The sequence below is a fragment of the Streptomyces sp. NTH33 genome (genome assembly GCF_003236365.1).
In the GTDB taxonomy this organism is placed as follows: domain Bacteria; phylum Actinomycetota; class Actinomycetes; order Streptomycetales; family Streptomycetaceae; genus Streptomyces.
The window spans coordinates 1-10,839 of sequence record NZ_POTZ01000246.1 but is presented as its reverse complement, the minus strand read 5'-3'; the positions used below and the strand labels follow the sequence as shown (position 1 = coordinate 10,839).

Sequence of the window (10,839 nt, the reverse complement as noted above, 5' to 3'; positions counted from 1 at the left end):
GGCACCAGGAGGGAGTGGGGGACGACCACGACCGCCGCGGTGCCGCCCTGCTTCTGCTCGCGCAGCTGGACGCGTACGCCGTGGCGGTGGGCGAGGCGGGCGACGACGTAGAGGCCGAGGCCCAGGCCTTCCTCGCCCTCCTGGTCGTAGGAGCTCTCCGGGTCGAAGTCGGCGAAGCGGGTGTTGAGGCGGGTCATCCGGTCGGCGGGCATGCCGATGCCCTCGTCCTGGACGGAGAGCATGACCTCGCCGCTCTCCAGGAGCCAGCCGGAGACCTCGACGGGCTGGTCGGGCGGGGAGAACGAGGTGGCGTTCTCCAGGAGTTCGGCCAGCAGGTGGGACAGGTCGTCCGCGGCGAAGCCGGCCACGTGGGCGTGCGGCGGCAGGGAGGCGATGCGGACACGCTCGTAGCGTTCGATCTCGCTGACCGCGGCGCGGACGACGTCGACCAGCGGGACCGGTCCGGCCGTGTGCTGGACGTGCTCGGTGCCGGCCAGCACGAGGAGGTTCTCGCTGTGCCGGCGCATGACCGTGGCGAAGTGGTCGAGCTTGAACAGCGTGGACAGGCGGTCCGGGTCCTGCTCGCTGTCCTCCAGGCCCTCGATGACGGTGAGCTGCCGCTCGACCAGGCCGAGCGTGCGCAGCGCCAGGTTGACGAAGGTGCCGCCGATGCCGGCGCGCAGCTGCTCCAGCCGGTCGGTGGACTCCTTCAGCTCGGCCTGGAGTTCCTCGCGGGCGTCGGCCATCTTCTGGCGCTGGCCGACCAGGTGCTTGCGGTCGGCCTCCAGGGTGGCGACCCGCTCGGCGAGGACGGCGGCCTGCGCGTGCAGGGCGTTGACGGAGCGGACGACCTGCGCGAACTCGTCGTTGCGGCCGGTGAACTTGACGGGTTCCTCGGCGGCCGGGTCGACCGCGCCGGCCAGCCGGGCCGAGCCCAGGCGCAGCACCGCCAGCGGACGGGTCAGCGTGCGGGCGAGCGCGGTGGCGACGCCGATGGTGACCAGCAGCAGCCCGCCGAGCAGGGCGATGCGGATCTCCAGCGAGGTGACGTCGTCGTCGCGGAGCTTCGCCAGGTCCTTGGTGCGGCGGTCGTAGAGGGAGGACTCCGCGCCGCGCATCAGGTCGACGCGGGCGCTGAGCGCGTCGTCGGCCCTCTTGACGCCGGTGAACAGCTCGCTGTCGGAGAGCGTCGGCTGGTCGGTGAGGGAGGCGAGGTACTTCTCGGCGGTGTCGACCTCGGGCCCGGTCACGGTGGAGTCGTACGACGCCTTGGCGCCCTGGGGCGCGGTGTCGCGGAATGCGGCGAGGGCCGCGTCCGAGCGCAGCCGGGCCTGCTGGGCGGCGGCGCTGAGGGCGTCGCGCTGCTTGGTGTCGGCCTCGGACCAGGTGGCGGTCTGCGTGGGCAGGCCGGTGACCGGGTTGATGACGGTCTGCGTGGAGTACGGCACGTTCAGGGCGGCGAGCAGCAGTCCGCGGGCGGCGGCGGCCTGCTGGACGGCCGTGTCGAGCTCGGCGAGCGCGTACGCTCCGGAACCGGCGCGCGCCGGCATCCGCTCGGCCAGCTGTTCGGCGAGCTTGTGCAGTTCGGTGATGGCGGTGGAGTACGCCTGGTGGGCCTGCAGGGCGGTGCTCTGCCCGGTCAGCGCGGCGCGGCGCACGGCGGCGATGCCGTCGAGGTCCTCGCGCAGCCGGGCGGGCGTGTCGGGGTCGGCGCGCAGCTCGTCGACCTGGCGGTCCACGCGGGTGCTGCGCTGCTCGGAGGGCGCCTCGTTCTTGGGGCGGCCGGCGGCGAGGTAGGAGGTGACCTCGTCGCGCTCGTCGGCGAGCGAGTGGGCGAGGGTGAGCGCGTCCTGGGTCTGCCCGGCGAGCGTCACCAGCCCCTGGGAGTCGCTCAGCTGCCCGGAGGCGGCGATCACCGAGGGGGCGCCGGCGCCCGCCACGGCGGCGGCCACGACGGCGACGGCGGCGATCAGGCGGTTGCGCACGCGGGTGGGGCGGCCCTTGCCGACAGGGGCGGCAGCGGGCGTCCCGGGCATGCCGGGTGTCTGCTCCGGGTCTCCTGCCAGGGCCGTCTGCTTGCCTGTGCGCCGAGGCCGCTTCTTCTGCACCGGTGCTCGCATTCCTGTACTCGTGTACTCATGGGCCCGGGTGGTGCCCCCGTCAGCCGGCGCGGACAGGTGCGTACACCCTCCCCCCGTGCTCTCGGCTCCGCTCGAGCCTCGAGCAGGGGGACCTGTATCGGTTCCCGACCCTCCCAGTGCCGGTGGGCGGTGGTCCCGCATCGTCCGACCGGCCACCCGAAGGAGTGAACCCCGGAGGGGAGTTGGCGGGCAAGTTCCCCCGGCGTGTGCGGCGGGCGTGCGCGGCGGGCCGGTTGGACGTCCGCGGCAGGCTTTGGCAGTATTCGCCGCCACGCCTTCCCGGAGCGATCCATTCCCGCCCAAAACAGACGCCTGACCTGCGTCGCCCTGTCATTTCCCGGCCTCTTGCCACCCTTTCGCAAACCTTGTGAAGGGCTCGTGCAGACTGGCTGGATGCGCACTGAGGTTGTTTCGGAGCCCGGCCACCGCGACTGCCCCAACGAGGACTTCGCGAGTGTCGGACTACCCGCCTTCGGACAGGGTGGTTGCCTTGTCGTCCTGGACGGAGTGACGCCGCCGAGGACCGGGACGGGGTGTTCGCATTCGGTCCCGTGGTTCACCGCCCGGCTCGGCGGCGCACTGACCGAACTGACCGTTTCCTGTCCAGATCTGACGCTGTCGGAGATCCTTTCGCGCGCGATCCTCCGTACCGCCGAACCGCACGCCGCGACCTGTGACCTTTCTCACCCGCGTACTCCCCAGGCGACCGTCGTTCTGGCGCGCTGGTCGGCGGAGACGGTCGACTACCTGGTGCTGTCCGACTCGGTGCTCCTGCTGGAGTCCGCCGACGGCTCGGTCACCCCCGTCCTGGACGACCGGCTGGCCCGCCTCCCCCGGGCCTCGCTCGCCACCGACGCGCTCATCGACGCCGTCGTCCGCAACAAGGAGGGCGGCTTCTTCACCGCGGCGGCGGACCCCTCGGTGGCGGAGCGGGCCGTGACGGGCAGCGTGCCGCGCCACGAGGTCCGCGCGCTGGCCGCGCTGACGGACGGGGCGGCGCGCTGGGTGGAGAAGTTCCGCGCGGGCGACTGGGCGCGGTGCGTCGGCCTCGTACGGAAGGAGGGGGCGCGGGCGCTGGTGGAGCGGGTGCGGGCCCTGGAGGCGGCCGACAAGGAGGAGCGGACGTATCTGCGGCGCAGCAAGACGCACGACGACGCGACGGTGGTCTTCGTGGAGCCGTGAGGGCCGGCCGGGGGCTACTTCTCCGCGACCCCGTTCAACTGGTGCAGCAGCCGAGCCAGTTCGGCCACCTCGTGGCGGTCCCAGTGGGCGAGCTGGCTGACGTAGCGGGCACGGCGGGCCTCGCGCACCTGGCCGACGCGGCGGCGGCCGTCGTCGGTGAGGGCCACCAGCCAGGCCCGCCCGTCCGCGGGGTCCGGCTCGCGGGCGACGAGGCCGAGTTCCTCCAGGGCGCGCAGCTGGCGGGACATGGTGGCCTTGCCGACGCCGATGTACGCGGCGAGGTCCGTGGCGCGCTGTCCCCCGCACTCCTCCAGCCGGACCAGCAGTCCGTACGCGGCGGGCTCCAGGTCGGGATGGACCTCGCGGGCCATCTCGCCCTGGTTGGCCCTCGCGCGCCGCAGCAGCACCGTCAGTTCCCGTTCCAGGGACAGGAACTCCCGGTCCACACCACTCGGTGACGCGCCGGACGCGACTTCACGTCCACCGCGGTGTGCGTCTTCGTGCACGTCAGCCCCTGCCTGAAGTTTCCCGTTGCTGAAAGTTTCCGCCGGTCCGGTCCATCGCCGCAGCTCCGTCAGTATTTCGCAGGCTTGGACCAACGGCAGGCCACGGATCCCCTTCCCCGGCGGGGTCTACGTGCGTAGCTTCTCACTCAGGCAGTTACTGGCATGCTCACGCCACCCCTGTGACCCGCGGCCGCGGCCGCGATCCGGCGGTGACCCGCCCTCCCCGGCGGGACGGGGCATGCCCGCGTTTCCCCCACCGAGCACCACCGAACTTTCGGAGGCACGTCATGCCCGTGCGCAGATCCGGAACGGCCCGCCTGCGGCGGCTCACCGCCGCGGGAATCCTGCTCGTCGCGTTCTCCCTGCTGTCCGCCCTTCCCTCCGCGGCCGCCACCGCGCCCGCCCGCGGCTCGGCGTACATGGGGATGGGCGTCCTGGCGCACGACGGCCGGGGCGGCGGCACGCCGTCGCTCGCCGCCGTCACCCAGACCGAGGGCGTCGACGTCAGCGGCCACCAGGGCAACGTCGCCTGGTCCACGCTGTGGAACAGCGGCGTCAGGTGGGCCTACACCAAGGCCACCGAGGGGACGTACTACACGAACCCCTACTTCGCCCAGCAGTACAACGGCTCGTACAACACCGGCATGATCCGCGGCGCGTACCACTTCGCGACCCCGGACACCACCAGCGGCGCCGTCCAGGCCAACTACTTCGTCGACCACGGCGGCGGCTGGTCCCGCGACGGCAGGACCCTGCCGGGCGTCCTCGACATCGAATGGAACCCCTACGGAGACGCCTGCTACGGCAAGTCGGCGAGCGCCATGACCGGCTGGATCGCCGACTTCCTGAACACCTACAGGGCCCGCACGGGCCGGGACGCCGTGATCTACACGGCCACCAACTGGTGGACCCAGTGCACCGGCAACTACGGCGGCTTCGCCGCCGGCAACCCGCTGTGGATCGCCCGGTACGCCTCGGACCCGGGGCCGCTGCCGGCCGGCTGGGGCTACTACACGATGTGGCAGTACACGTCGTCGGGACCGACGGTCGGCGACCACGACAGGTTCAACGGAGCACTGGACCGGGTGCAGGCGTTGGCCAACGGCTGATCCGTACGCGTGGGCACGCGTGGTGAAGGCCCGGCCTCCCTCACGGAACCCGGGCCTTCCTCATCCGGTCGCCTCCGTCACGCGGCGACCGGAACCTCCGGCGCCGCACCGTCCGTCGCCGGTGCGAGCGCCAACTCCAGGACCTGGCGGACGTCGGTGACGGTGTGGACGTCGAGCTCGTCCAGCACCTCGGCCGGGACGTCGTCCAGGTCGGGTTCGTTGCGCTTGGGGATGACGACGGTGGTCACCCCGGCGCGGTGGGCGGCGAGCAGCTTCTGCTTCACGCCGCCGACGGGCAGGACCCGGCCGGTCAGCGACACCTCGCCGGTCATCGCCACGTCCGTGCGGACCAGGCGGCCGGAGAGCAGGGACGCGAGGGCCGTGGTCATCGTGATGCCCGCGCTCGGGCCGTCCTTGGGAACCGCGCCGGCCGGGAAGTGGATGTGCACGCCCCGGTCCTTCAGGTCGCCCACGGGCAGCTTCAGCTCGGCGCCGTGGCTGCGCAGGAAGCTCAGCGCGATCTGCGCGGACTCCTTCATCACGTCACCCAGCTGACCGGTCAGGGCCAGGCCCGCCGCGCCCGTCTCGGGGTCGGCGAGGGACGCCTCGACGAAGAGGACGTCGCCGCCGGCTCCGGTGACCGCGAGGCCGGTCGCCACGCCCGGGACGGACGTACGGCGCTCGGCCGGGTCCTGGGCGGACTCGGGCACGTGGTGCGGACGGCCGATCAACGCGCGCAGGTCGTCCCCGGTGACGGTGAACGGCAGCTCCCGCTCGCCCAGCTCGTGCTGGGCCGCGATCTTGCGCAGCAGCCGGGCGACGGACCGCTCCAGGGTGCGCACGCCCGCCTCGCGCGTGTACTCGCCGGCCAGCCTGCGCAGCGCGCCCTCCTCGATCGTGACCTCGTCCGCGCGCAGGCCGGCCCGCTCCAGCTGGCGCGGGAGCAGGTGGTCGCGGGCGATGACGACCTTCTCGTTCTCGGTGTAGCCGTCCAGGCGCACGATCTCCATACGGTCGGCGAGGGCCTCCGGGATCGCCTCCAGGACGTTGGCGGTGGCGAGGAAGACGACGTCCGACAGGTCCAGCTCGACCTCCAGGTAGTGGTCCCGGAAGGTGTGGTTCTGGGCCGGGTCGAGGACTTCGAGCAGGGCCGCGGCCGGGTCGCCGCGGAAGTCGGAGCCCACCTTGTCGATCTCGTCGAGCAGGACCACCGGGTTCATGGACCCGGCCTCCTTGATCGCGCGCACGATCCGGCCGGGCAGCGCGCCGACGTACGTACGGCGGTGGCCGCGGATCTCGGCCTCGTCGCGGACGCCGCCGAGGGCGACGCGGACGAACCTGCGGCCCATGGCGTGGGCGACGGACTCGCCGAGGCTCGTCTTGCCGACACCGGGAGGCCCCACGAGCGCGAGTACGGCGCCTCCGCGCCGACCGCCGATCACCCCCAGGCCGCGGTCGCCGCGGCGCTTGCGCACGGCCAGGTACTCGGTGATGCGTTCCTTCACGTCCTCCAGGCCGGAGTGCTCGGCGTCGAGCACCGCCTTGGCGCCCTGGATGTCGTACGCGGAAACGCTGTCATCGGTTCGCTCGTTCCACGGCATGTCGAGGACCGTGTCGAGCCAGGTGCGGATCCAGGAGCCCTCGGGTGAGGCGTCGGAGGCGCGCTCCAGCTTGTCGACCTCCTTGAGCGCGGCCTCGCGGACCTTCTCGGGCAGGTCGGCGGCCTCGACGCGGGCGCGGTAGTCGTCGGACTCCTCGCCCTCCTCCTCGCCGTTCAGCTCGCGCAGCTCCTTGCGGACGGCTTCGAGCTGGCGGCGCAGCAGGAACTCGCGCTGCTGCTTGTCGACGCCCTCCTGGACGTCCTTGGCGATGGCCTCGGCGACGTCCTGCTCGGCGAGGTGGTCGCGCAGCTGCTGGGTGGCGAGCCTGAGGCGGGCGACCGGGTCGGCGGTCTCCAGCAGTTCGAGCTTCTGCTCGGTGGCCAGGAACGGCGAGTAGCCGGAGTTGTCGGCGAGCGCGGAGACGTCGTCGATGGCCTGGACGCGGTCGACGACCTGCCAGGCGCCGCGCTTGCGCAGCCAGGCGGTGGCGAGGGCCTTGTACTCCTTGACGAGTGCGTCGACCTGTCCCGGCAGGGGGTCGGGCACGTTCTCGTCGATCCCGGTCCCCTCGACCCACAGCGCGGCCCCCGGCCCGGTGGTCCCGGCCCCGATCCGCACACGGCCGCGGCCGCGGACGAGCGCGCCCGGGTCACCACCGGCCAGCCGGCCGACCTGCTCGACCGTGCCCAGGACGCCGGTCCTGGCGTACGTCCCCTCGACGCGCGGCACCAGCAGCACTCTGGGCTTGCCCGGCTCGTCCCGCGCGGCAGCCTGCGCGGCCTCCACCGCGGCCCGCACCTCGGAGTCGCTCAGGTCCAGCGGGACCACCATCCCGGGCAGCACGACCTCGTCGTCGAGCGGCAGCACGGGCAGGGTGAGCGGTGTGAACGCGGTGGACTCAGCAGCCATGATCTCCCCTTCGGCAGTCAAATTGAGCTCTGCCGACTCAATGTGTGGGAGCTGTCGATTGTTCCCCGCCTCACGTTCGCTGTGAGCGATCACGAAAACCGTGCCGCGGCGCGGCCGCGCGTACCGGCACTGCACACACGCACACGTGACACACGCACACGTGCGTGTCACCCGTCATCCACGTGGCCGTACCGGCGTGTTGGGGCAGGATGACCTCATGACCACCTGGTACGACGCCCCCGTGGTGCTGGACCGCCGCGAAGGCCCCTACGGCGAGGTCGTGCTGCGACGGCACGGCGCGCTGCTGCAGATCATCGCCAACGGCTGCTTCCTGATGGACACCTCCGACGGCCGCTCCGAGCGCCTCCTCGTCGACGCGGCGCTCACCGCGCTGGGCGGCCGGCGCGAGCCGAGCGTGCTGATCGGCGGCCTGGGCGTCGGCTTCTCCCTCGCGCACGCCGCCGCGAACCCCCGCTGGGGACGGATCACCGTCGTCGAGCGCGAACCCGCGATCGTCGGCTGGCACCGCGACGGCCCCCTCTCAGAACTGACCGCCCGGGCACTCGCCGACCCGCGCACCGAGATCGTCGAATCCGATCTGGTCGCGTACGTCAATGAGACTTCCGCCACGTTCGACACGCTGTGCCTCGACATCGACAACGGCCCCGACTGGACGGTCACCGAGGACAACGAGGAGCTGTACCGGCCGACCGGACTGGCAAGCTGCGCGAGGGTGTTGACACCGGGCGGGGTGCTCGCCGTGTGGTCGGCGAAGCCGTCTCCGGAATTTGAAGGAACCTTGCGGAATGTCGGGTTCCAGCAGGTGCGCACCGAAGAGATCCCCGTTGCCCGGGGCGTTCCCGACGTCGTGCACCTCGGGGTCCGACCTGGATAGAAAAGCCGCGGCGACTCCCCGTACGCTGCTGACCTGACGCCGATCATTCAAGCGTCAATCGCGACCACGCGCAGTCAACGGATCACCGCACGGATTCCGGAAAAGCACACTCAGGGGCGGGCGATGGAACAGACACACACCGCGCACAACGGCACGACGGCCACTCCGGGCGCTCAGCGCCGGGTGCTGGTGGTCGAGGACGACCAGACCATCCAGGACGCCATCGCCACCCGCCTGCGCGCCGAGGGATTCGTCGTGCAGACCGCGGGCGACGGTCCGGCGGCCGTCGACACCGCCGAGGCCTGGCAGCCGGATCTGCTGATCCTCGACGTCATGCTGCCCGGCTTCGACGGCCTGGAGGTCTGCCGCCGGGTGCAGGCCCAGCGCCCGGTGCCGGTGCTGATGCTCACCGCGCGGGACGACGAGACCGACATGCTGGTCGGCCTCGGAGTCGGCGCCGACGACTACATGACCAAGCCGTTCTCGATGCGCGAGCTGGCCGCACGCGTGCACGTGCTGCTGCGCCGCATGGAGCGGGCCGCGCTCGCCGCGGCGACGCCGCGCAGCGGCATCCTGCGCCTGGGCGAACTGGAGATCGACCACGCCCAGCGCCGGGTGCGGGTGCGCAGCGAGGACGTCCACCTCACGCCGACGGAGTTCGACCTCCTGGTGTGCCTGGCGAACACCCCGCGCGCGGTGCTCTCCCGCGAGCAGCTGCTGGCGGAGGTGTGGGACTGGGCGGACGCCTCCGGCACGCGGACCGTGGACAGCCACATCAAGGCGCTGCGCCGGAAGATCGGCGCCGAGCGGATCCGCACGGTGCACGGCGTGGGGTACGCGCTGGAGACGCCGACCCCATGAGCGACGGGCCGGCCGCACGGAGGGACCCGGGAGATCCCTGGGGTGGCGTACGCCCGTTCTCGATCAAGACCAAGCTGGGCGCGCTGGTCGTCATCTCGGTGCTGATCACCACGGGTCTGCTGCTGGTCGCGGTGCGCACGGCGACGGAGCTGCGCTTCATCACGGTCTTCTCGATGATCGCCACGCTCCTCATCACGCAGTTCGTGGCGCACTCGCTCACCGCGCCGCTGGACGAGATGAACACGGTGGCCCGTTCCATCTCGCACGGCGACTACACGCGCCGGGTCAGCGAGAACCGCCGGGACGAGCTGGGCGACCTGGCCCAGACGATCAACCGCATGGCCGACGACCTGGAGGCCCAGGACCGCCAGCGCAAGGAGCTGGTGGCGAACGTCTCGCACGAGCTGCGCACGCCCATCGCGGGTCTGCGCGCGGTGCTGGAGAACATCGTCGACGGGGTCACCGAGGCCGACCCCGAGACCATGCGTACGGCGCTGAAGCAGACCGAGCGGCTGGGCCGGCTGGTGGAGACGCTGCTGGACCTGTCCCGCCTGGACAACGGCGTGGTCCCGCTCAAGCAGCGGCGGTTCGAGGTGTGGCCGTACCTGGCGGGCGTGCTGAAGGAGGCCAACATGGTCGCCTCGGCCCGCGCGGACATCGCCTCCGGCTCCGGCAGCCACACCCGTACGGACGTCCATCTGCACCTGGACGTCCACCCGTCGGAGCTGACCGCCCACGCGGACCCCGAGCGCATCCACCAGGTCGTCGCCAACCTGATCGACAACGCGGTCAAGCACAGCCCGCCGCACGGGCGCGTGACGGTGAAGGCGCGGCGCGGCCCGCAGCCGGAGTCACTGGAGATCGAGGTCCTCGACGAGGGGCCGGGCATCCCGAGGTCGGAGTGGCACCGCGTCTTCGAGCGTTTCAACCGGGGCGCGGTGAACCGGCCGCACGGCCCGGGCAGCGACGGCGGCACCGGACTCGGCCTGGCGATCGCCCGCTGGGCGGTGGATCTGCACGGTGGCCGGATCGGTGTGGCCGAATCCGAGCGCGGCTGCCGGATCCTCGTCACCCTTCCGGGGCTCTCCCACTCTGCCAAGTTGACGTAAAGTTCGATCTCGAACCGCCAAGATCCACGAGTGTCCCCGCAGACGGACACGTGTGATCAGGCAGGGGCCTTGCGACTCCCAGGGGTCAGGCCCGGGTCCATCCTTCCCACGTACAGCGGAACCACGCTTGTTTCCCGCCAATTCGAGCCCTGAAACCCGGCTTTTGATGTGACTTACGTGACGAAGGAGCGGCCCGACCCCACCTTGCCGGTCCAAGAGGCGTAGCCTTGATTCCCGCTGTCCCATCATCTTGTGAAGCGGAAGAGGGCGGTTACCGCTGTGTCGCCACAGTCCCCCAGTAACACGAGCATCTCGACCGAGACGGACCAAGCCGGGAAGAACCCCGCGGCCGCGTTCGGTGCCAACGAGTGGCTCGTCGACGAGATCTATCAGCAGTACCTCCAGGACCCGAATTCCGTAGACCGCGCCTGGTGGGACTTCTTCGCCGACTACAAGCAGGGTGCGGCTGCCGCCCCGGCTTCGGCGGATGCCGCGGCCGCGGGGACTGCGGGGACCACCACCGCGC

At 71.7% G+C, this 10,839-nt stretch carries 9 protein-coding genes; 6 read left to right on the top strand and 3 right to left on the bottom strand.

All coding sequences use genetic code 11. From position 1 onward, the window contains the following. Positions 1–2,108 (bottom strand): sensor histidine kinase (locus C1I97_RS22325; protein WP_258382684.1); only part of this gene is annotated, 2,108 nt, incomplete at its 3' end. Positions 2,109–2,534: 426 nt separating this feature from the next. Between C1I97_RS22325 and C1I97_RS22320 the strand changes: the two genes are divergently transcribed. Beyond that, the gene (locus C1I97_RS22320; protein WP_111004980.1) at positions 2,535–3,323 is read left to right on the top strand and encodes a protein phosphatase 2C domain-containing protein; all 789 of its coding nucleotides are present in this window, start codon (positions 2,535–2,537) and stop codon (positions 3,321–3,323) included. 14 nt (positions 3,324–3,337) lie between these two features. Here the strand turns inward: C1I97_RS22320 and C1I97_RS22315 are convergent, their stop codons facing one another. After that, the gene (locus tag C1I97_RS22315; protein WP_111004979.1) at positions 3,338–3,829 is read right to left on the bottom strand and encodes a MarR family winged helix-turn-helix transcriptional regulator; all 492 of its coding nucleotides are present in this window, start codon (positions 3,827–3,829) and stop codon (positions 3,338–3,340) included. A gap of 287 nt (positions 3,830–4,116) precedes the next feature. Between C1I97_RS22315 and C1I97_RS22310 the strand changes: the two genes are divergently transcribed. After that, positions 4,117–4,938, top strand: coding sequence for a lysozyme (locus C1I97_RS22310; RefSeq protein ID WP_111004978.1), 822 nt, complete (start codon positions 4,117–4,119; stop codon positions 4,936–4,938). A gap of 77 nt (positions 4,939–5,015) precedes the next feature. Here the strand turns inward: C1I97_RS22310 and lon are convergent, their stop codons facing one another. Then, positions 5,016–7,448: an endopeptidase La gene (gene lon, locus C1I97_RS22305; protein WP_111004977.1), complete on the bottom strand. Its 2,433-nt coding sequence runs from the start codon at positions 7,446–7,448 to the stop codon at positions 5,016–5,018. A 217-nt stretch (positions 7,449–7,665) separates the two neighbouring features. Here lon and C1I97_RS22300 point away from each other — a divergent pair, with 217 nt between their 5' ends. From C1I97_RS22300 to C1I97_RS22285, 4 genes are all read left to right on the top strand, one after another. Then, a complete protein-coding gene (locus C1I97_RS22300) occupies positions 7,666–8,343 on the top strand; it encodes a spermidine synthase (RefSeq protein ID WP_111004976.1) in 678 nt (225 codons plus the stop codon). Positions 8,344–8,466: 123 nt separating this feature from the next. After that, the gene (locus C1I97_RS22295) at positions 8,467–9,204 is read left to right on the top strand and encodes a response regulator transcription factor (RefSeq protein ID WP_111004975.1); all 738 of its coding nucleotides are present in this window, start codon (positions 8,467–8,469) and stop codon (positions 9,202–9,204) included. Further along, complete coding sequence (locus C1I97_RS22290; protein ID WP_111004974.1) at positions 9,201–10,313, top strand: HAMP domain-containing sensor histidine kinase; 1,113 nt, start codon at positions 9,201–9,203, stop codon at positions 10,311–10,313. The genes C1I97_RS22295 and C1I97_RS22290 overlap by 4 nt, the downstream gene beginning before the upstream one ends. 279 nt (positions 10,314–10,592) lie before the next feature. Beyond that, positions 10,593–10,839, top strand: a 247-nt coding sequence (locus C1I97_RS22285; protein WP_146608263.1) for a 2-oxoglutarate dehydrogenase E1 subunit family protein, incomplete at its 3' end; no start/stop codon positions are given.

What these genes read in the sequence shown, in the direction of transcription:
- C1I97_RS22300 (WP_111004976.1), top strand. Translation starts at nt 7,666, where the DNA reads ATGACCACCTGGTACGACGCCCCCGTGGTGCTGGACCGCCGCGAAGGC.
- C1I97_RS22295 (WP_111004975.1), top strand. Translation starts at nt 8,467, where the DNA reads ATGGAACAGACACACACCGCGCACAACGGCACGACGGCCACTCCGGGC.
- lon (WP_111004977.1), bottom strand. Translation starts at nt 7,448, where the DNA reads ATGGCTGCTGAGTCCACCGCGTTCACACCGCTCACCCTGCCCGTGCTG.
- C1I97_RS22320 (WP_111004980.1), top strand. Translation starts at nt 2,535, where the DNA reads ATGCGCACTGAGGTTGTTTCGGAGCCCGGCCACCGCGACTGCCCCAAC.
- C1I97_RS22310 (WP_111004978.1), top strand. Translation starts at nt 4,117, where the DNA reads ATGCCCGTGCGCAGATCCGGAACGGCCCGCCTGCGGCGGCTCACCGCC.
- C1I97_RS22290 (WP_111004974.1), top strand. Translation starts at nt 9,201, where the DNA reads ATGAGCGACGGGCCGGCCGCACGGAGGGACCCGGGAGATCCCTGGGGT.